The following is a 23,717-nucleotide window of genomic DNA, read 5'->3' on the forward strand; positions in this document are numbered from 1 at the left end:
ACTAGAGTTCTGCAAGCAGTTCGTCCAGCTCTTTCGAGCTAAACTGCATTTGTGGGAAGTCTGAGGGCGTGTAGCCTCCAGCTTCGGGAGACTGACAGTGAGTAATTAGGTCGCGCAACGCTTCCACAAAACTCTGAGCCAGACTCTCAATCGTGCTGCGGCGATGAATGTTCTCGCTGTAATTCCAATCCAGTCGGAGTTGACCGGAAACAATTAACCCGTTAATCACCAGCAACCGATTCCGGCTTCCCTTTGAGGTGCGTTCTTGTCCACAAGACTCTTCAGCCGGGGCAAATAGTGAGGATTCTGATAAAAGTTGGTCAAACTGCCCCAAATAGTTAAATTTCACTTCCGGCTGCGGCAACGCTTCTATTTGCTCCCGCAATTCCCGGTTTCCGTTGAGATAACGCAGCACACCATAACCGATGCCTCGATTTGGAAGACCCCGCAGTTGCTCTTTAACTGCTTTCAGCGCCTCGACTGGGTTGGATGCGTCCCCAATATCCAACAGCACGGGAAAATGGGTGGTAAACCAGCCAACGGTACGGGATAGGTTTACATCGTTGAAAATATCTTCTCGTCCGTGACCTTCCAGTTCCACCAGCAGGGACGGCTCACCTGTCCACTGTGCAAATGATTGTGCGAGTGCCGTCATCAATACATCGTTGATTTGGGTGCGATAGGTGGCTGGAACTTCCTGGAGTAGAGCTTGAGTTTCTTCGACACTGAGTTCTACTGATACCGTGCGCTCTGATGCCACTGTGTTGTCGCAATACTGCAAGAGAGACCTCTCCCCCAGCTCCTCTCCTGCAAGAAGAGGGGAGTCCGACTCCCCTCTTCCCTCGTAGGGAAGGGGGGCTGGGGGGGTTAGGTCAGCCTTATCTAAGTAGTATTGAGTGTTGTCGCCCCCTACATAGTCCACTGGCAAGCGGGGAACTGATGTTCGAGCTTGAGCCAACCAATAGTCCTGCTCTTGCTGAACAGCTTCTGAATGCGCGTAATCCCTCAGTCTTTCCGCCCAATGCTTGAACGAAGTCGTTTTGGATGGTAGGGCAATTGCTTCACCTCGACTTAGCTGTTCGTAAGCAGTTTGGAAGTCTTCCAGCAAAATTCGCCAGGAGACGCCATCAACGACTAAGTGGTGAATGACAATCAGCAGGCGTTGAGAATCACCCAGATTAAACAGAGCCACCCGCATCAGCGGTTCTTCTGATAGGTTTAGGCTCGTTTGGAGTTCAGTTGCTGCTTCCTCGATGGCTGCTTTTTGCTGCTCTGGCGACAGTACCGACAAATCCAGGTATTGAAATGGCACCATCCCGTTGAAATCAGCATTAATCTGTTGCCAACCGGATTCAGCCTCAACAAACCGTAGGCGCAGAGCGTCGTGGTGTTCTAGCGATCGCTGTAAAGCCTTCTGCAATAGCATTGGGTCAAGCGCTTGTTTTACTTGCAGCAAAACCGCTTGGTTCCAGTGGTGGGAGTCAGGCTGATTTTGTTCAAAAAACCAGTGCTGAATCGGGGTGAGGGGGACTGAACCCGTTACCCGCCCTTGTTCCGCCATCACACCCTGACTCAGGTTAGCCACGGCGGCGAGTTCAGCAATCGTCTGGTTTTCAAAAAGTTGCTTGGGAGCGATTTCTATGCAAACTTGATGCGCTCTAGCAACGATTTGAATGCTAATAATGGAATCGCCGCCTAATTCAAAGAAGTTGTCGTGAATGCCTACTCGCTCGACCTTCAGGACTTCCGCCCAGAGGTTTGCTAGTTTTTCCTCTGTAGGAGTGCGCGGTGGTACATAAGCCTCTTTTAACTCAGGTCGGGACGCATCTGGTGCTGGCAGCATTTGGCGATTGACTTTGCCATTGGGTGTCAACGGTAGAGCCTTGAGCTGCACGAAAAACGACGGCACCATATATTCTGGCAACCACTCCAAGAGGAAGCTTCGCAACTCACTGCTAGTCGGAGCCGATTTGTGTTTGGGTACTACATAAGCCACTAGGCGCTTGTTGTCTGGTTCATCTTCCTGCACTATGACGGCGGTTTCACTGACGCCAGGGTGTTTCAACAAGGCGGCTTCAATCTCTCCTAGCTCAATGCGGAAGCCGTGTATCTTGACTTGGCGATCAATTCGTCCGAGAAACTCAAGGGTTCCGTCGGGTAAGTAGCGGGCTAAGTCCCCGGTTTTGTAAACCCGTCCAGAAATAAAAGGATTATTGATGAATTTCTCGGCAGTCAGTTCTGGTCGATGCAGATAGCCGCGTGCTAACCCTGCACCGCCAATATGCAGTTCTCCTGGTACACCAATGGGAACGGGTTGCCCATTAGAGTCGAGCAGATAGATTTGGGTGTTGGGAATGGGACGACCAATGGGAACTGTGCTGCTTTGACCTAACCCCCCCAACCCCCCTTCCCTGCAAGGGCAGGGGGGAGTCCGGCTCCCCTCTCCTGCAAGGAGAGGGGCTGGGGGAGAGGTATTCCTTGCACTATTGGGAACAGTGGAAGCAAATTTGGCAACGGATTTGGTAGTGGATAAATTGTTAGTGATTGCATAGGTAAGAACGCCGACGGTGGCTTCGGTTGGCCCGTAGTGGTTGAGAATTTGGCATTCTGGTGCTAACTGCTGAATCTGTCTGATTAAGTCCCAACTACAAGCTTCACCTCCGAGTACTAGTCGCTGGCGAGGTAGAAGTTGCTGGGGATTTTCACCAGTCAGTAGGGCTTTCAGGTGAGATGGAACAATCTTGATGCAGTCGATGGGATGGCGCTGGAAGTAGTCGGCTAGGGCTTGCGGATCAGAAGCGCGATCGCTACATACTATATGCAAACAACCACCACTACATAGAGCCGGGAAGATAACTGTATTACCCAAATCAGCGGCAAAGGTGGACACCGTTGCATAACTAGCACCAGTAGGAAGATTGATGGTTTCCTGGATGCTGTATAGATAGTTGAGAAGTTGCTGATGCTCAATAGCAACGCCTTTAGGGACACCAGTAGAACCAGAGGTGTAAATGGCATAGACTAAGTTCTCTGGTTTAACGTCGCTAGTTGGATTGCCACTGCATTCTCGCTCTATCTTCTCCCAGTCTGTATCCAGGCAAATAATAGTTCTTTGTTCTTGGTCATTCGTCAAAAGTTCTTTGCTCTTAACCAATGACTCTTGACTAATCAGCAATGATTGAGCCTCTTGCAACCGCAGAGCAATGCCAGAAGGGGGTAAGGCGGGGTCTAAGGGAAGGTATGCTCCCCCAGCTTTGAGAATGCCGAGCAATCCGACAATCAGGTCGAGGGAACGTTCTACAAATAGCCCCACCAACACATCCGGCTTCACTCCCAATTGTTGTAGGTAATGAGCTAGTTTGTTCGCACGAGAGTTGAGTTCGCGGTAGGTCAGTTGCTGCTCTTCAAAGACAACAGCAATGTTATCCGGTGTCCTGGCGGCTTGGTCTTCAAATAGTTTGTGAATGCAGGCTTCTTTGGGATAATCAACAGCCGTGTGGTTGAATTCAATTAATAGCTGCTGTCGTTCGCGATCGCTTAAAATATTTAAATTAGACGCCGCCGCTTCTGGCTTACTGATAATGCTTTCTAGTAAGGTCGAAAACCGTTCTGCCAGACGTTTAATATCATCTTCTAAAAAATAATTACTATCATATTTAAATGCAGCTACGATTGAGTCATCGTTACGATCACAGGAAAGTTTTACCTTAAATCTCTCAAGACAGATGTAGTGTTTGGAGAGCGAAAAATGGACATTAGACTTTAAGGATTGAGATGACCATTGTTCATACTCGAAGCCAAAAGGTAAAAAGGCTACATCTATACAATGCTCCAGCTCAGTAAAGTACTCTTGCCATTCGTAAGCCTCATGAACCGATTGATTAACTTGAGCGAGCAACTCACTGAATTTAGATTCAGCCTCGAAGTGGCAAGTTAAGGGTAAATGCTTGGCGAATAATCCTAGCGATCGCTCTAGCTCTTCATAGGGACGACCATCGAATGCCGTACCGATGATAATATCTTGCTGTCCAGTCAGCCGCCACAGTAGAACCTGCCAACATGTTAGTAAGACTGTAGAAACCGAAGTTTCACATTTTTGAGCTATTGCTTCAATTTTGGCAACGACATCAGGCTCAACTTTACACTCAAGAGAATTGAATTCAAATTGAGCGGGAACATTACTCAGTTTGTTCTCAAAGGGTAGAGCTAAAGTTGCTAGGGCAGAAAAATCCTGTTTGCTCCAGTATTCTTTGCCAGCTAATCCATCCTCATCTTCAAGTAATTGATTCTGCCATTCGGAAAACTGAACGTATTGCACGACTTCATCTTCATCCGATAGTTCCTCACCTTGAAGAGAAGCGGTATAAGACTGGCTAATTTCCACCACCAGATTTTTGAGTGTTTTACCATCCGCACAAATTGCTGGCAGGCTGATGAGCAAAATATGCTTTTGGGCTGACAGTATCAGCAGGTAAAAACGTAATAAGGTTTGTTCAAAATTTAGCTCTTGCTGTCGTTCTTCCTGAAGGATTTCCTCAATTTTGAATTCCTGTTGTTTGGAATCTAAACCGCTCAGATTGATATCACGACAGCAGAGGATACTGCTATCCGCAACGACTTGAAGCGGCGCTTTAATTCCTGGCTTGCGCTGAAAGGTTGTCCGCAGAATTTCATGCCGATTGATGACATTTTGCAGAGCTATCTTCAAAACTTCTGGATTAAGATTGCCTTCGATGAGGATAGCACCTTGAGTCTGATAAGCAAGACTATCTCGTTGCAACGACCATAGCCGCTTTTGTTGAGGAGAAAGTTGAAATCCCTCAATTATTTGAACTGCCATTAATTTCTCCTATTCTTTGTGTCTGCTCTTGTTTCGCTATTAAGACAACAAAGGAATTGAAATAGGGTAAAAGTCAAAATTCACTGATTTAATACTACTACAAAAGTCGCTGATAATTTCCTCTATTAAAGATTTATCATTTCCCCCATTGCTACTACAATCTTTCGCGAACCAACATAAGGATTGCGACTATGGGCGGCCAACAAATTATCCAACATGAGGATGTCTCCTTTCTGCCAAGGAAAACTAATTTGCGACTGCTGATAGATTTCATTAATTTCCTGGATAACTGATTCTTCAAGAGGAGAACCATCGCCGTAATAAACATTACGTGGTAGCTTTTCTTCCCCAAACAGCGACAACAGAGAATCTCGAACGGCTGAGTCTAAGAAGGATAGATGATGCAACTGAATTTGATTGAAAAAGACCAGTTCACCAGTTTTTGGGTGTTTGGCGATCGCGGGTCGAACTTGGCGAGTTCTTAACCCCTTCCCTGGAAGCCATTCAAAATCAATTCCCGCCTTGTCGCAATACTCTTCAACCACTGCTTTATCTGTGGTTCTAAAAAAGTCTTGCCAGCTTACATCTAGCCCTTCGATGTAGTTGCGGACATACATCAGCTGCTTATTAGCCAACTTTTCTCGCAGTTTTGGATCGAGAAGTTGATACATCTTCCGGCAATCTACAATTGGCGTTTCTCCACCTTGCTGCGCGGGTTGGACGCAGAAAAACCAAATTTTTAGAGGAAAACGTTGCAGGTGAGAACTTTCGTTATGGAACAAAATGGCTTTGTCTGCCGGATAAGGAGTAGAAGCATAAACTTTTCCGCCAACGCCTTCCCGTGGTAAGTCGCCATACTCACCGAATAACTCCGGACAAATGGCTTGAGCAACCGTTTCAAATTCCGATGCTGAATTAACACTAAAGCCTCGGAAGAGAATCGCTCCGTGTTTGAGTAACTGGGTTTCTATAAATTCGCGATCGCTTTTCGCCCAATCTACAAAATCAATTTCTCCGTCAGTGGGTTGGACTACTAAAGGTAACGTTTCCCCTGGGGTCAGGTAATCAGTTTTAATTAAGTCTCCTTGAGGCAAACTTACAGCTTTGGGTTTAACGCTTTTAAATTTGTTGAACTTGGTCTTTTTGCGTTGTTCTTGTGCTAAAAGTTGCTGTTGCTTTTCGGTTTCAGAGAGCATTTCTAGTGTCTTAATAGGGGTATCGGGTTGGGCAACAATGCTGCTCAATAGCATTTCAAAGTGACCTGACATCCGAGTGATGGTTGAGTCATCAAAAAGGTCGGTGCTGTAGTTCCAAGTCCCAACAATTCCTTGCTCCGTTTGTTCCATAAACAGAGCTAAATCAAACTTCGCCGTTCCGGTTTCAACCTCAATCGGGGTGAGGGTAAGCCCGGAAAGCTCCAAACTGGGCATGGGGGCATTTTGGAGGACAAATAACACCTGAAATAGGGGAGTATGGTTGAGATTTCGCTCTGCACCTAGAGCCTCTACCAACTTCGCAAAGGGCACGTCTTGGTGAGCATAGGCTCCTAACGTGACTTCGCGCACCCGACGCAGCAACTCCCGGAAACTGGGGTTGCCAGATAAGTCGGTACGCAAGACTAAAAGGTTGACGAAGAAACCAATGAGTGGTTCTAGTTCGCTGCGGTTGCGGTTGGCGACATCGGTGCCGACAACGATATCGTCTTGATTGCTGTAGCGGGACAGTAGCGTCTGAAAGGCAGCCAGCAGGAGCATGAATAGAGTAACTCCTTCCTGGCGGCTGAGGGTGGCGATAGCGAAGCGCTGCTGCGAAGCGCAGATCGCATCACTCAAGTCTTTGGGAAGTACAAAGCGACTGGTAGCACCTCGAAACGTCTGAACTTCAGGACGCGAGCGATCTGTGGGTAACTTCAGCCGGGAAGGAGCGCCACCCAACTGCTGCTTCCAGTAACTTAGTTGAGCATCCAATGCTTCCCGGAGTAACCATTCCTGTTGCCACACAGCAAAGTCTGCATATTGAATGGGCAGTTCTGGGAGGGGTGAAGGTTCCCCCCTGGTAAATGCTTTGTAGAGTGCTGCGACTTCCCGGACGAGTACCCCCATTGACCAGCCATCACTAACAATGTGGTGCATCGTCAACAGCAGAATATGCTCAGTTTCGCCTAATTGCAGCAGCGTTGCTCGCAGTAATAGATCTTGCTCCAAATCGAAGGGGCGTTGAGCTTCCTCCACCGCCAGCCGTTGAATTTCAACCTGTTGCTCGGCTTCGGGTAACTCGCGCCAATCTACTATCGGTAGCGGTAGAGTCATGCTAGGAGCGATAACCTGAATCGGTTGCTCGTTCCCCATCGCAAAGGTAGTGCGTAAGGCTTCGTGGCGGCGGACAATTTCGTTAAAACTCTGTTGCAATGCTGGCACGTTCAGCACGCCAGTCAGGCGCACGGCAGCAGAAATATTGTAAGCAGAGTTACCGGGAGCAATGCGATCGAGGAACCACAGCCGCGCTTGGGCAAAGGATAAGGGCAACTCCCCAGAACGGGAAACGGGTACTAGGGGCGGTATTTGCTGTTCCAATTGGGTTGGACGGGTTGCCTCAATTCCTTGACTCAGTTCGGCTATAGTTGGCGATTCAAATAGACAGCGCAAGGGCAACTCCACCTGAAACGTATCCCGTATCCGAGAGATTAGCTGAGTAGCGAGTAAGGAATGTCCTCCCAATTCAAAGAAATTATCGTCGATGCCAACTCGTTCTAGGTTGAGGACTTCTGCCCAAAGGTTTGTCAGTACTTCCTCAACCGGGGTTCGAGGTGCTACAAAGTCCGTTTCCCCTGCCAGCATCCTTGTGTCTGGCGCGGGTAAGGCACGGCGGTCTACTTTACCATTAGGTGTCAGTGGTAGAGCAGAAAGCAGCACAAAGGCAGCAGGAATCATGTAGTCAGGTAGCTGCTTTTTCAGGAATTCCCGCAGTTCATTCGATTTTGGATTTTGCTCCCCCCTTAATAAGGGGGGGATGGGGGGGTGGGATTTTGGATTGGGGGATTGCTCATGAAGGACAATGTAGGCAACTAGGCGCTGGAGTCCGGGGCTATCTTCCCTAGCCAGAACAACTGCCTGTTCCACGCCTGGGTATTGCGCCAACGCCGTCTCAATTTCTCCCAGTTCAATGCGGAAGCCGCGAATTTTTACCTGATGGTCAATTCTCCCTAAGTAATCGATGTCTCCATTAGGGAGATGACGCGCCAAGTCTCCAGTTTTGTAGAGGTATTCTCCCCTGCTCCCCTGCTCCCCCGCTCCTCCGCCTCTTTGAAAGGGATTGGAAATAAACCGTTCGGCAGTTAATTCAGGGCGATTGAGATAGCCACGGGCTACCCCCGCTCCACCGATGTACAGTTCGCCGGGAACTCCAATAGGAGTAGGTTGCAAGCAGTGGTCTAGTATGTAAGCTTGAGTATTGGCAATCGCACGACCAATAGGAACTAACCCATCTCCAGACTTCACCTGATAGAGGGTAGACCAGATGGTAGTCTCTGTTGGGCCGTACAGATTCCATAGAGAATCGCAGCGAGTCAGCAACTGATTCGCCAATTCCCGCGATAAAGCCTCACCCCCACAAAGTATTTTGAGCGTCTTGTCACCCTGCCACCCAGCCGCTAACAGCAGTCGCCAAGTCGCAGGTGTTGCTTGCATCACTGTAGCGCCAGAGTGAGTGAGCAGCTCTGACAACCGCCTGCCATCAGCCGCTACTTCCCGACTAGCGATGACCACACGCGCACCAACAATCAGAGGTAAGTAAAGTTCTAAACCAGCAATGTCAAAAGATAGCGTGGTGACACAAAGGAGTCTATCTTGCTTGGTCAATCCTGGCTTAAGACGCATGGAACAGAGGAAGTTAACCAGCGCACGATGGGAAATTTGTACGCCCTTAGGCTTGCCCGTTGAACCAGAGGTATAAATTACATACGCCAAGTTGGAAGAATTTAGGCTTTTGACTCCCCCCGTTGACCCCCCTGTGTCCCCCAACGATAAACGCTGTTTCTTATACTCCCCCCTTGCTAAGGGGGGTTGGGGGGGTGAATTTTCGATTAAGCTGCAATCATCGGCTTTTATTGCTTCCCCATCAGCATCCAAACAAATTATTTCCGCTCTGTGTTCGGGAAGTATTTCTAAAAGCCGCTGTTGCGTCAGCAGCACCGAAACTTGAGCATCCTCCAACATGAAAGCCAATCGCTCTTTAGGATAGGCAGGGTCTAGAGGGACGTAAGCGCCGCCAGCTTTGAGAATGCCGAGGAGGCCGATAAGCATCTCCAAAGAGCGCTCCACGCAAATTCCTACCAGCACCTCTGGTTTCACACCCAGCATTTGCAGGTGGTGCGCTAGTTGATCGGCTCGTTGGTCGAGTTCTCGGTAAGTTAGCTGTTGGTCTTCAAAGACTACGGCAATGGCATCAGGCGATCGCTCAACTTGCTCCTCAAAGAGTTGGTGAAGGCATCGATCTTGAGGATATTCAGCTTCAGTATCATTCCACTCTTCTAGCAGTTGCTGCCGTTCGCCTTCGGTCAACAGCGATAATTCACAAAGGCGCTGCTTTGGATTGGCAACCATGCTTTCCAGCACGGTTTGGAAGTGACCTAACATTCGGGTAATGGTTGCACTATCAAACCGACGGCAATCGTACAAAATCTTCAGTACCAACTCCGAACCAGGTAACGCGACAAAGGTTAGAGGATAGTTCGTCTTTTCAAACGCACGAACATTACCAATCTCTAGCTCTGCGACGCGCTCCCTATGGTGCGCCTCTACGGGGTAGTTCTCAAAAACCACAATACTGTCAAACAGGGGCATATCCCTGGGGACATTACTCCACCCCTGTATATCCACTAGCGGACTGTACTCATACTGACGTGCCTCAGTTTGTTGAGCTTGGAGTTGCTGTAGCCAGGTCACAAGAGACTCTTCAGAAGCCACCTGCACTCGTATCGGTAGGGTATTAATAAACAGTCCCACCATAGACTCTACTTTGGCTAGGGCAGAGGAACGACCAGAGACGGTCGCCCCAAATACCACGTCTTCCTCACCGCTATAGCGACTTAAAAGCAAAGCCCAAGCTCCCTGCACTAAGGTATTCAGCGTTAGATGTTGCTGTTGTCCTAGTGACTGTAATGCTGCTGTTGTTCTGGTTGATAGCCTAATTTCCTGCTCCTCGTAGTCTTCCTTCTGGTCGGGCAACTTCCGAAAAACCTGGTCTACGCTTAACGGTGTCGGAGCTGTAAAACCCTTAAACTTCTCCCGCCAAAACGCTTCTGCCTGAGACAAGTCCTGTTGCTGTAACCAGGCGATGTAGTCGCGGTAAGGACGAGGGCGTTCTAACGAGAGTTGCTGATCTTGGCAGAAGGCTTCGTAGTAAGCAATGACTTCCTTAAAGATTAATTGAGTAGACCAGCCATCGAGCAGTAAATGGTGATGGCTCCAGATCAAGTGATAGGTAGCCTCTGTTAGCTGGATCAGGGTTAGGCGCATCAGCGGAGCCTTGGACAGTTCAAAGCCTTGCCTTCGCTCTGCTTGTAGTAAATTCTTCAGCCGTTCTTGTTGCTCTATGGGGGAAATTCCCTGCCAGTTGTGTTCTTCCCAGGGCAGTTTCACATGCCGCCCCACGACTTGCAACGGCTTCTTAACCTTTTCCCAGACAAAGGCAGTTCGTAAGATTGAATGCCGATCTATCACCTGCTGCCAAGCTTGGGTAAATGCCGAAACGTTCAACCTTCCAGAAAGGTCAAAGCTCATTTGTTCGACATATACCCCAGATGATGGAGCGTAAAGGCTGTGGAACAGTATCCCCTGTTGCAGAGACGATAAAGGATATGCGTCTTCAATCGTTTTGACACTCATCGGGTTGCTCCTCCTTCAAACTCAACCATGCCCAATACTGCATCGAGTTCGTCTTGTCCAAGCTGTGCCAGTGGGAAGTCTGAAGGCGTAAAGCCGCCTACATCAGGAGACTGATAGTAAGCAATGAGCGATCGCAACGCTTCCACAAAACTTTCTGCCAGCCTCTCAACGGTGACTCGTTTGTGAATCGTCTCGCTGTACGTCCAATGCAATTGCAGTTGGTTCTCCACCACCAACCCGTTGACTTCTAGCAAATAGCCGCGACTTCCCTTGAGGCTATGAGCAGATCCACTAGACTCGTTTGCCAGTCGAAATAGAGGCGATCCTGACAAAACGCGATCGACCTGACCCAGGTAGTTGAAAAGTATCTCAGCTTGGGGACGTTCGCGCAGTTTTGTCGTAATGTCCGCGCGATCGCTAAGATAGCGCAGCAGACCGTAGCCGATACCTCGATTGGGAATGCGGCGTAGCTGTTCCTTGACTGATTTCAACGCCTCCCCTGGATGGGAAGTCTCCTCCAGATTCAACAGGATGGGAAATACAGTCGTAAACCAACCTACCGTGCGCGAGAGATCCACCTCCTCGAAGAGTTCCTCTCGCCCGTGTCCCTCTAGGTCAACGAGCAGAGACGGCGAACCCGTCCACTGGGCAAAAACTTGCACCAAGGCAGTTAGTAGCACGTCGTTAATTTGGGTATTGTAGGCTTGCGGTACTTCCTGTATCAGAGCTTGGGTTTCCTCTGCGCTAAGCGACACCGATAGGGTGCGGGCTGAAGCCTCGGTGTTGTCACCCGACCGATAGTCTACTGGTAGCGGGGAGACTCGCGTGCCGGATTCGGCAAGCCAATAGTTCAACTCTTGCTCTAGCGTTCCCGATTTTGCATATTCTGTCAGTCGCTCTGCCCAATCCTTGAAAGAGGTTGTCTTCGAGGGTAGATGAACGCTCTCCCCACGACTGAGTTGCTGGTAAGCCATCTGTAAATCCTCCAGCAAAATCCGCCACGAGACACCATCCACCACCAGATGGTGGATGACGAGTAGCAAACGCCCCGGTTTGTTAGCTCCAAGGTCAAACAAAGCGACCCGCACTAAGGAACCCTCTGACAGGTTTAAGCTAGCCTGCAATTGGGCTGCTGCCGCTTCAATTGCCGCTCCCTGCTCCAATTCCGACAGCGCCGACAAATCCACCCGTGTTAAGGGTACGGTTTTGACAAAATCAGCGATCGCTTGTTGCCAACGGGATGCCTGCTGCTCAAAACACAAACGGAGTGCATCATGGTGTACTAGCAGAGACTGCACTGCCTTATCTAATACCTCTGGGTTCAGTGCTTGCCGCAGTTCCAGCAAAACGGCTTGGTTCCAGTGGTGCGGTTCTGGAAGCTCCTGCTCAAAAAACCAGTGTTGGATAGGAGTAAGAGGCGCTATACCCGTTACTAAGCCCTGTTCTGCCTGCGGTGTCTGGTTCGTACCTGCCACTGCGGCTAACTCGGCAATTGTCTGGTACTGAAACAGGTGCTTGGGGGCAAGCTTAAGACCTGCCTGATTAGCTTGGGAAATAATTTGAAGGCTGAGGATAGAATCCCCACCTAGTTCAAAGAAGTTATCTTCTACTCCAACCGACTCCCGTCTCAGAACATCGCTCCAGATTCTGGCTAGCACTTGCTCGACGGCAGTACGGGGTGGCACAAAGGTTTTTTCTAGCTCGGATCTGCCTGTGTCAGGGTCAGGTAGTGCCTGACGATCCACCTTACCGCTGGGTGAGAGCGGCAATGCTTCTAAAATTACAAAGGCAGAAGGCACCATATAATTGGGCAGCTTTTCCTCTAAGAAGCGGCGCAGGTCAGTAATCGTGAGTGTCGGCTCTGGATCGAGGACTGTGTAAGCTACCAATCGCTTAGAATTGGGTTCATTCTCACGAACGACAACCACATTCGCCCGCACTCCTGGATGTTGCCCCAGAACAGCCTCAATTTCTCCCAACTCAATGCGGAAGCCCCGGACTTTTACCTGGTGGTCGATACGACCGAGAAACTCAATGTTGCCATCGGGGAGGTAACGGGCTAGGTCGCCAGTCTTGTAGAGGCGGCTTCCGGGTGCGTCGTTGAAGGGATTGGGGATGAAGCGTTCCGCCGTCAGTTCGGGGCGGTTGAGATAGCCCCGTGCTAGTCCTTTACCGCCGATGTGCAATTCCCCAGGTACGCCGATAGGAACAAGCTGCCCCTTACAGTCGAGTAGATAGATCTGCGTATTAGCGATCGCACGACCAATGGGGACAATAGGTAAATTGCTTTGGCGATCGCACTTCCAGAACGTGACATCAATGGCAGCTTCGGTCGGACCGTAGAGGTTGTGCAGTTCCGCATCCAGACGCGCAAAGAATCGTTGTTGGAGTTCCTTGGGTAGTGCCTCACCACTGCAAATAACACGGTTGAGAGATGTACACGCCTCTAGTCCTTGCTCTTCCAGAAAAATCTGGAGCATAGAGGGGACAAAATGGAGTGTGGTGATTTGCTGGGTAGCAATCAGCTTGACTAGGTAGGCGCTGTCCTGATGACCTCCCGGTTGGGCAACAACCAGACGCGCTCCATTCAGCAAGGGCCAGAAAAACTCCCAAACGGATACATCAAAGCTAAAAGGGGTCTTTTGCAGAACCCGGTCTGTTTCCGTTAACAGATAGGCATCCTGCATCCAGAGCAAGCGATTACAGATTCCCTGGTGGGTGTTCATTGCCCCCTTGGGTTTGCCTGTAGAGCCAGAGGTATAAATAACATAGGCGAGATGGTTAGCTGTCACCCTGCTAATTGGGTTTTCTTGGCTCTGCTGAGCAGTAAGCGAAGCTATGCCCGAAGGGCTTATCGCATCCCAGTCTGTATCCAAACAAATTACTTTAGCTGGATGAGCAGGCAATGTCTCCAATAACCTTGCCTGGGTAAGCAGCACTGGCACCTGAGAATCTGAAAGCATGAAGGCTAGACGTTCTTGAGGGTAGCCTGGGTCAAGCGGCACGTAAGCTCCATCAGCCTTGAGGATAGCCAGCAGCCCTACAACCATCTCTAGCGATCGCTCTACGCAAATTCCCACTAGCACATCGGGTTTCACTCCCAGCCCTCTCAGGTAGTGCGCCAGTTGATTAGCTCGCTGATTGAGTTCCCGATACGTTAGCTGTTGGTCTTCAAATACCACTGCCACAGCATCAGGTGTCCGCTCTACTTGGGCTTCAAATAGCTGGTGAATGCGTCGATCCGTCGGGTAGTCTGCCTGAGTTTGATTCCACTCCAAAAGCTGTTGCTGCTCGGCTGATGTCAACAGCGGTAAGGTACTCAGAGATTGGTCGGGGTTCGTAACAATCCCTTCTAACAACGTCTGTAAATGCCCTGTCATCCGGGTGATGGTGTTCGCATCGAATAAGTCGGTACTGTACTCCAGCGTTCCAACCAGTCTTCCCCCGACTTCCGTGACGCGCAGAGTCAAATCAAACTTTGTGGTGTCGTTGTCGATGTCTAGAGCATTCCACGTCAAACCTGACAGATCCAAGGCAGACATTGATACGTTGTCTTGCATGACAAACATCACCTGGAACAGAGGCGTGTAGCTCAGGTTTCGCTCTGGCTGGAGTTCCTCAACGAGCTTCTCAAAGGGCAAGTCCTGGTGGGCATACGCTCCTAAGGTGACTTCGCGCACCCGGCGCAGCAACTTCCGAAACGTGGGATTGTCGGATAGGTCAGTTCGCAGAACAAGGGTATTGACAAAACAACCAATTAACCCTTCTATTTCCGCTCGGTTGCGGTTGGCAATGGGCGAACCGACTACAACGTCCTCGCTTCCCGTGTAGCGGTACAGCAGTGTTTTGAATGCGGCGAGCAGGGTCATGAAGAGCGTGACATCTTCTTTTTGGCTCAGTGCCTTCAGTGCTTCGGTGAGTTCGGCAGTCAGGGAAAAGGATTGACTCGCACCTCGGAAGCTGGCAACGGCGGGTCGGGGGTAGTCTGTAGGCAACTGGAGGACGGAAAGGCGATCGCCTAATTGCTGCTTCCAGTAGGAGAGTTGATTCTGGAGTACATCTCCCTGTAACCACTGCTGCTGCCAAAGGGCAAAGTCCGCATAGTGGATTGGGAGTTCTGGTAGTGGTGAGAGTTGGTGGCGGTTAAAGGCGTCGTAAAGTGCTGTCAGTTCCCGAATCAGTATCCCAATCGACCAGTCATCGGAAACAAGGTGATGGATGGCGAACAGGACTATATGCTCAGTTTCGTTTAAGCATAGCAATGTAGATCGCAGTAAGCGATCGCATTCCAAATTAAACGGTCGTTTTGCTTCCTCACGAGCTAACCTTAAGACTTCAGCTTCTCGCTCAACCTCAGAGAATTCCTGCAAGTTCACCACGGGTAAGGTTGAGGTCGAGGTAAGTGCGATCGCCTGAAAGGCTTGCCCATCAACTTTGACAACATTGGTTCGCAAAGCTTCGTGACGCTTGATGATTTCATTCAAACTCTGCTCAAACGCCGCCACATTGAGTGACCCTTTCAGGCGAAGGGCAGTAGAGATATTGAACAAAGGGCTGCCTGACATTAACTCATCGAGAAACCACAGCCTTGCTTGAGCAAAGGATAGTGGAACAGGGTCGCTACTGTTTCTGCGAGAAATCCGTTCAATAGGCGAAGAATCTACCCCTTTCTCTTTAAGCAACACCTCAAGCAGCGCACGCCGTTTAGCAGAAAGCTTTAAAGAACTCATTTTTGTTTACGATGCCTCGATTAACTTAGTGTTTTTTCAGCCAGCATTTTGTCCACTTCGTCATCCGAAAGTTCAGCAAGACTCAACACCAGTTGAGCAATGGCTTCAACTTTGGCTCGCTGGGCTGAGTCTTGGAGAATTACCGCCACTTGCTCCGCTACGGTAGGTGACTCGAAGAAGTGTCGCAGGGGTAGCTCAACCTGCAAGGTTTCGCGGACGTGAGCCATAACCTGAGTAGCTAGCAGGGAGTTTCCCCCTAAATCCAAGAAAAAGTTGTCGTGAATTCCGATTTGCTCTACACCTAGAACTTCAGACCAGATGCCTGCCATGACCTTCTCAAGGGAGGTATGAGGCAGCACAAAGGATTTTTCTGGCTTGGCAATGATTGTGTCAGGTTCAGGAAAAGCTTGACGGTCTATCTTGCCATTTGCAGATAGGGGCAGGGTATCCAGCCAGACGAACGCAGACGGAACCATATATTCCGGCAGCTTTTCCCTCAAGAAACTTCGCAGTTCGTCAACCGCAGGGGCTTGCTCTTGGTCTGAAACCAGATAGGCAACCAAGCGTTCTTGTCCTCGCTGTTCGCCAACTGCCTTAACAACTGACGCCTCCACGGCTGGATGCTCTACTAAAGCGGCTTCAATCTCCCCAGGTTCAATGCGGTAGCCTCGAATTTTGAGCTGAAAGTCTGCTCGTCCTAAAAACTCAATCGTGCCGTCTGGTAAATAGCGCCCTAAATCTCCCGTTTTGTACAGCCGTTCCCCTGTGACTGGATGATTGATAAAGTTGGCGCGAGTCTTTTCTTCATTTCGCCAGTACCCCTTGGCTAGTCCCATCCCAGCACAGTAGAGTTCTCCTGGAACCCAAACAGGACAGTCTTCCAACGCTTCATTGAAAACGTAGTATTTTGTGTTGGCGATCGGGCGACCGTAGGGAATGCTTTTCCAGTCTGGGTTAACGGCTTCCACTGGATACCAGATATTCCAAACTGTGGTTTCGGTTGGTCCACCGATACTGACTAGGCGAACGTTTGTTGCCAGAGCCTTCAATCGATTAGGCAACGTAACCGACAGCCAATCTCCTCCCAGAAATGTTAGGCGTAAATCTGGAAGCTGCACGTCAGAACGACTGGCGGCATAGTCTAACAACATCTCCATCATCGGAGGTACGGAGTTCCAGACTGTGACCCGTTCCTTTTGCATTAATTCGAGCCAGTGAGCTGGGTCGCGTTGCGCTGAAGCGTCGGGAATGACGAGGGTTCCGCCTGCTGTCAAAAGACCGAAAATGTCATAGACGGATAGGTCGTGATTCAGAGCGGTGAGTGCTAATACGCGATCGCTAGAACTCACCTTAAACGACTGATTGGTGTGAATCGCTAAGTTGACAACGCTCTGATGAGCCACCATAACGCCCTTGGGCAAACCCGTTGAGCCAGAGGTATAGATAACATAAGCAAGATCATCGGGTTTTTGGACGGGTTCCAGAGGTTGGTCGCTTTCACCAGCTAGCTCCTCGTTGTCTAAACACAGACACTGAATTCCCTCTGGGAACTCTAAGCGCTCGCGCAAGTAAGACTGAGTTAAAACTAACTTCACTTCGCCATTCTCCAGCAGATACCAAAGGCGTTCTTTCGGTAATCCCGGATCGATGGGCAAATAGGCAGCACCAGACGCCAGCACACCCATCACACTGACAATTTGCTCCCAACCTTTCTCCATCACAATCGCAACCAAGGTGTTAGGCAATGCACCTAATTTCCGCAACCGATGACCGACTTGATTCGAGCGACGGTACAACTCTTCGTAGGTGAGGGTAAGGTGGGGTGTAATGACAGCAGCTTGCTGGGGACGCTGAGACACTTGGGCAGCAAACAAGGTGTGAGCCAGCGTTTCTGGCATGGGAACGGCGGTGTCATTGATGGCTGTTCGCTGTTCCAACTGTTTGGGCGGTATTAACTGCCGCCTTTGTTCCTGCCAAGCCTCTTCCTCAGTTGCCAGTTGCCTTAAAAGACGGCAGAACGCATCAAACATATCGTCCACCAGTCCGGCAGGAAACATGTCCTCCACGCCATCCCAGTTCAGAAACAGAGAGTCTTCTGCCTCCATATATTGACAATCCAGCCAAACTTGAGGCGTCTGGCTAATGGTGTAAACCACCTCTCCTAACTCTTTGAATAAGGAGGCTCTTGAGGAATCCAAATGGCTACCTACGGTTTGAGGCGTGGTGGTAAATACAACGGGTGCGATCGCTCCTGTTGTTCTGCCCTGAATTTTGGACAGTTCTCGCAGCACTCTTACCCCACTGACATATTGGTGTTCTAGGTCTTTCCAGAGTTGTTCTTGCAAGCGTCTGGCTCGATCCTGAAATGACTCTTGCCTGGAATTGTCTACTTCCAATAACGTAAATGAGGCAAACTCCCCGATGATGTCGTTGACTTGAGGATGTAACGGTAAACGATTAAAACGCGGCACGTTGAGCGTGAACCGAGGACTCTTACTCCAAAGCGTCAGAACCTCAGCATAAGCAGCAAGCAAAATTCCCGTGGGCGTTAAACCTGCTTTCGCGGCACGCAACTTCAACGGCTGCCAGATTTCCCGCTCTAGTTTCGTATCCCAACTCTTGAATTGAGGTTGTGTCAGTGAACCCGGAGCTTTCGCTAGGACTAAATCCGGTGGTGGCGGTAATGTGGGAAGACGCTTCTGCCAATAGTCTAGGGAGCGTTGGAAGGTTGGGGATTCTTGGAAAGCAATCTCTTCTAAAACGTAGTCTCGGAAGGAAAGCTCTAGAGGAGGCAGGTTAATCTGGGGATTTTGGTAGAATTTCACCAAATCCTGCAAAAGAACTTGAGCGCTCCAGCCATCAACGCATAAACCATCGACGCTGATATGCAGGCGAAAATGATGGTCATCGAGCTGAGTGGCGCAAATCTCAAATAGGGGGAACTGGTCAATCGGTAGAACTTGGTGAGATAAGCGATCGCGAATCGCTGACAATTTAGAGGCAATAGTATCCGAGTCTTGTCCCCGCAGATCTAACAGTTCAATGTGATAGGGCGGAACTTGTTCTAAAATCTGTTGCTGTCCATCCGAATGCACAACCGCTCGTAGCATGTCGTGACGTTCGACCAACTTCTGCCATGCCAGATTAAACCGCTCTAGGTCTAAATCGGTGCTTTCAATCTCGGTATAGACATGGATGGCAACATTCCCTCCCTCGAAGAAGCTATTTCTGCCAATCCAGTAGGCTTGCTGCATTTCATTCAGGGGAAATGGCTGATGTCGCTCCGCTAAATTGGGCGTTAGAGTCGGCAGAGGTTGGTAACGAGCGCTTAGGCGGTCAAAATTATATTGATTGAGAAACGTGAGGATTTCCGGTTTCCGCTCAGCCAGTTGAGCCTGCAACGTTGATGTCAACACACCCTTAGGAGCGCTACAGTGCAAGCGGTCGCCATCCACCCATAACTTGACATCTAAGCTACTGAGATCGGAGAGAAACTCTTCTATTGTTGGTTTCATAATGTTATTTCCTCACGTTCGGCTTCCGTATTAGCGATCGCGCCATCCGTACTGATAGAAGACTGAAGTTTTTGAATCCCGCGCATTTTAAGAGACTCCGCCATACCCGCCACATTAGGTTTTTCAAACAAGTTTGATAGGGACAGTTCGATCTCAAAGGCTTGGCGAACTTGAGCAATAACTCGCACAGCCATTAGGGAATCGCCCCCCAGCTCAAAGAAGTTGTCGTAAATCCCTACTTTTTCGATTCCCAGCAATCCTTGCCAGATATTGACCAGGGTTTGCTCAAGTTCATTTCTGGGAGCAATGTAAGCATTATTTAACTCAGGTCGTGAGTGCGTCGGTTCCGGTAGGTTCGCCGTTTCTAAGATTTCCGAGGACAGTAATGCGCCTAAATCTTTCTCTTGCTCAACCCGCATCTGAAAATTACGAGTTGATACCAGAATCTGAGGGAGATTAACCCCCAAAATACGACTCAATGCCTCTGCACCTTCTTTTGGTAAAATTCCTTGTTTAAGATTTTCTGCCTGCAAGGATTGAAGTTTGAGTGGTACGGGTGTATTAACCGCCATCCCGACTTCTTGCCAGGTATCCCAGTTGATACATGCAGTGAACGTGCCTTGTTGGGAGTAATTCCAGTGAGCAAAGGCATCAAGAAAGGCATTAGCTCCGGCGTAGTCTACCTGTCCGAATCCCCCCAAAATTGAACTCAGTGATGAGCAGATCGCTAAGAAATCCAAGGGGACATTTTTAAGTAACTCATGAAGAACCAGCGTTCCTTTGACTTTGGGAGCGAAAATCTTGGCGGTTTCTTCCAGCGTTTGGCGCTGAATCATGCCGCCTCCAGGTACTCCGGCGGCGTGGATTGCTCCATCAATTCGACCGAATTGCTTCTGTGCAGTTGCGATCGCTTTTCGCATCGGTTCGAGTTCACTGACATCAGCACTGACGACCAAAACCTCAGCGCCTAGTTTTTCCAGTTGCTGCACTTTGCGAATCTTGCGGCTGACGCTATCTTGCTCAGTGTGAGTCACCAGCCAGTTTTCCCATTCATCTCGATTGGGCAATGCTGAACGACTCACGAGGAGGAGTTTCGCCCGTACCGTCTGCGCCAGATATTCCGCCAGAGCCAGCCCAATACCTCCAAGTCCACCTGTAATTAGATAAACTCCCCCTTCCTTTAACCGTTTTGGTGTCCTTTTAGGAGTTCCATGCAATCGGACGGGTTCAAAGGTTTGTACCCAGCGATGCAAACCCCGGTAGCTAATAAGTAAGTTGGGGGACTGGGCTGTCAGTTCTGCTAGCAGCCAGTTTGTGAGATTTTGCTGTTCCCAAGTTCCTCTCGGATCGGGCGAACCTAACCCCCCCAGCCCCCCTTCCCTGCAAGGGAAGGGGGGAGCAGGAGCAATACTCCCCTCTCCTCGTAGGAGAGGGGTTGGGGGAGAGGTTAACTCAACATCAATGCTGCGACAGCTAATATTTGGATATTCTTGCGGAATGACTTTAACGGCTCCAAGTACAGTCGCTTTCTCTGGAGATAAACGTTCAAACCCTGTTACGGGCTGCAAGTTATTGGAGATGACCGTAATTTGAAACTGATCAGTGGTGTTGTGTTTCCCAAGGGCTTGGGCTAGAAACAGCAAACTGTAAAATCCTTTGGCTTGGCTTTCTTCAAGGGATTCAAGTTCTAATGTTGTGGTGTCAGGCGTGACACTCCATAAATGAACAATGGTTTTGGGCAGCTTGTTTTGTGCTAAAAGTTCATAGAGTAAAGCCTCATAGTCATCGCGTCGTTGGGGATTAAGGGTATATTCGCGTTTATTGAGTTTTTTCAACCCTGACCCAGCCCTGACAGTAATTACATCCCGCCCCTCAATTTCGAGCTGTTTTACCAGCGATTCACCCAAGCCGCACTGATCGACAAACACGAGTGTGCATGGTGCTACTAATCTCTGTTCGAGCAGGGTAGGAGGTACAGATTGCTTCCAAACAGGAAGGTAGAACCAGTCAGCAATATCCGGTTTTTTGCTCAAGGACTCTGGAGTTAAAGCGATCGCCTCCGTCCGTTTTTGAGGTTCAATCCAGTAACGCTGACGCTCAAAGGGATAGGTCGGTAAGGGAAGGCGATGGCGGCGCTCATCGGTATAAAATCTTGACCAATCCACCTCTACTCCAGACAGCCATAACTTGCCCAAGCTATTTAGCAAGAATGCAACATCAGACTGTTTATGCTTGGGATGGCGTAAGGAGGCGATCGCCACTTGCTCATCTTCCCGATTTAAATGCTTTTTGGCGAAGGTACACAAGCTACATCCAGCACCCACTTCCAACAAGATACGATTCGGTTCTTGCAACAACTGGGCAATACCCGCTGAAAAGCGAACCGTTTGGCGTAGATGCTGCGCCCAATAACTCGGTTCTGTGGCTTGGGCCGTTGTAATCCAAGTTCCCGTAACGTTGGAGACAAAGGGAAGTTTAGGAGGATGCAGTTTGACTTTTTTAACTTCCTCGATAAAAGGTTCTAAGATGGCATCCATCATCGGGGAATGAAAAGCATGGGAGGTATGCAGGCGGCGACAGTCTATCCCTTGAGCTACTAACTTGTTTTGAAAAGCATCTATAGCTTCTTGGGTTCCCGACACTACGCAGGAGGCTGGGCTATTACTAACAGCGAGGGATAATTGGCGATCGAGTCGGGCTTCCACCTCACTTGCAGGTAGTGAAACAGCCAGCATTGTTCCTGTTGGAAGTTGCTGCATCAGTCGTCCGCGAACCGCAACCAGAGCTAAAGCATCTTTAAGAGACATGACTTCAGCCAAACAAGCGGCGACGTATTCCCCAATGCTGTGACCAATCATCGCCTGGGGAGAAATCCCCCAGGACATCCATAACTGAGCTAGAGCGTACTCAATGACGAATAAAGCGGGTTGAGCGATCGCCGTTTGTTTGATCTCGGCTGCGGCTTCAGTATCAGATTCACTAGGGTAGATTAGCGGTCGCAAATCCAGCCCTAAATAAGGTTTGAGCAACTCACAACAGCGATCGACTTGCTCTTTAAACGTCGCCTCAGTCTGGTACAATTCTTTGCCCATATCCACATACTGAGTCCCCTGTCCGGGAAACATGAAGGCGATAGGGCGATCGCACGGTTCTTGAACGTGGGTAAAAACTCGTTGAGCATCTCGCGTCTCTAAGGCATTAACGGCATCCTCAATATCTCGGCATACCAACACTCGACGATAATTAAACTCTCTACGCCCCACTTGCAGAGTATGAGCAACATCCGCCAAGTTCAGTTCGGGATGCTGCGTGAGGTGTTGTAAAAGATTCGTTGTCGCCGTTTCCAACGCTGACTCAGTTTTGGCAGAAAGTACCAACAACTGCCAAGGACGAGAAGGTGTCGAAGCGGGTAACGCTGGGGCTTCTTCAAGAATTACATGAGCATTAGTTCCACCCATCCCCAAGGAACTCACACCCGCGCGGCGAGGAGTCAGCCCCGCTTTCCAGGGGGAAAGTTTTGTATTGACATAAAAAGGACTGTTGGCAAAATCAATCTGGGGGTTGGGTTGCTCGAAATTCAGCGTCGGCGGTAGGGATTGGTGTTTGAGGGCGAGAACCGTTTTAATCAGTCCCGCGATACCTGCGGCTGCATCTAAATGACCGATATTGGTTTTAACCGAACCGATTGCACAGCCAGCCTTTTTTTCAGTATTGGCGCGAAAAACCTGGGAGAGTGCTGCAATTTCAATCGGATCGCCTAAGGCGGTTCCAGTACCGTGCGCCTCGATATAGTTGATTGTTTCCGGTTCAACCTCCGCAAACATGATCGCTTCGGCGATCGCTTCGGCTTGAGCATCCACACTCGGCGCTGTATACCCAACTTTCCGAGAACCATCATTGTTGATGGCTGAACCTTTAATCACAGCCTGAATGCAATCACCATCGGCGATCGCCTCCGATAACCGCTTTAAAACCACAACCCCCAAACCATTGCCAATCGTTGTTCCCTGAGCCTGGGAATCAAAGGCGCGACAATGACCATCAGGCGATAACGCTCCCCCTTCCTGGTACAAATAGCCCGTCTTGTGCGGGACTCGAATTGAAACCCCACCCGCCAACGCCATATCACACTGATAATTCAGCAAACTTTGGCAGGCGATCGCCGTCGCCACCAATGACGTAGAGCAAGCGCTCTGAACTGTAAAACTCGCTCCCTTGAGATTTAATTTGTAAGCAACGCGGGTTGTGAGGAAATCTTTATCATTACCAATGAGCGTTTGGTAGCATTGCGCCGAACCCAGGCGATCGCGGTTTAAATCAAAGGAATAATAGTTACTCAGGCTTGCCCCAGCGTAAACTCCAATCCGACTTTCACATCGTTGGGAATCATAACCAGCACTTTCCAGGGCTTCCCAAGCACACTCTAAAAATAGGCGGTGTTGCGGGTCGGTTACTTCAGCTTCTCTAGGATTAATGTCAAAGAATGAAGCATCAAATAACTCAATGTCTTCTAATACTGCACCTGCTTTTACATAATTAGATTCTCTTAACACCGCTGAATCTATTCCCGCAGCCATTAACTCTTCATCCGTGAAGCAGGAAATGGACTCCACTCCATCGCGCAAATTCTGCCAAAATTCCTCAAGATTTTTGGCTCCAGGGAAACGTCCTGCCATGCCAATGATGGCTATTCCTTCTGTTGAATCGTATGCTTCTGCACTATCCATTAGCTTTTCCCTTCTCACTA

Annotated in this window: 5 protein-coding genes; all 5 read right to left on the reverse strand. The window is 49.5% G+C overall.

Translation table 11 applies throughout. The features are described from left to right. Position 1: 1 nt before the first annotated feature. The 5 genes from AC5JR3_RS01800 to AC5JR3_RS01820 all read right to left on the reverse strand — a co-directional run bounded on the left by AC5JR3_RS01800 (position 2) and on the right by AC5JR3_RS01820 (position 23,697). Complete coding sequence (locus AC5JR3_RS01800) at positions 2-4,840, reverse strand: condensation domain-containing protein (RefSeq protein WP_495842442.1); 4,839 nt, start codon at positions 4,838-4,840, stop codon at positions 2-4. 125 nt (positions 4,841-4,965) lie between these two features. Beyond that, the gene (locus AC5JR3_RS01805) at positions 4,966-10,725 is read right to left on the reverse strand and encodes an amino acid adenylation domain-containing protein (protein ID WP_495842444.1); all 5,760 of its coding nucleotides are present in this window, start codon (positions 10,723-10,725) and stop codon (positions 4,966-4,968) included. Next, entirely contained in the window at positions 10,722-15,455 is a 4,734-nt protein-coding gene (locus tag AC5JR3_RS01810; RefSeq protein ID WP_495842446.1) for an amino acid adenylation domain-containing protein, read from the reverse strand. The genes AC5JR3_RS01805 and AC5JR3_RS01810 overlap by 4 nt, the downstream gene beginning before the upstream one ends. Before the next feature lie 20 nt (positions 15,456-15,475). Beyond that, complete coding sequence (locus AC5JR3_RS01815; RefSeq protein WP_495842448.1) at positions 15,476-18,970, reverse strand: non-ribosomal peptide synthetase; 3,495 nt, start codon at positions 18,968-18,970, stop codon at positions 15,476-15,478. After that, a complete protein-coding gene (locus AC5JR3_RS01820) occupies positions 18,967-23,697 on the reverse strand; it encodes a type I polyketide synthase (protein WP_495842450.1) in 4,731 nt (1,576 codons plus the stop codon). The genes AC5JR3_RS01815 and AC5JR3_RS01820 overlap by 4 nt, the downstream gene beginning before the upstream one ends. Positions 23,698-23,717: the final 20 nt, after the last annotated feature.

Source organism: Kastovskya adunca, from assembly GCF_059505785.1.

Excerpts from the sequence above, each read along its gene's own strand:
- AC5JR3_RS01800 (WP_495842442.1), bottom strand. The coding sequence starts at position 4,840 with ATGGCAGTTCAAATAATTGAGGGATTTCAACTTTCTCCTCAACAAAAG.
- AC5JR3_RS01805 (WP_495842444.1), bottom strand. The coding sequence starts at position 10,725 with ATGAGTGTCAAAACGATTGAAGACGCATATCCTTTATCGTCTCTGCAA.
- AC5JR3_RS01810 (WP_495842446.1), bottom strand. The coding sequence starts at position 15,455 with ATGAGTTCTTTAAAGCTTTCTGCTAAACGGCGTGCGCTGCTTGAGGTG.
- AC5JR3_RS01815 (WP_495842448.1), bottom strand. The coding sequence starts at position 18,970 with ATGAAACCAACAATAGAAGAGTTTCTCTCCGATCTCAGTAGCTTAGAT.
- AC5JR3_RS01820 (WP_495842450.1), bottom strand. The coding sequence starts at position 23,697 with ATGGATAGTGCAGAAGCATACGATTCAACAGAAGGAATAGCCATCATT.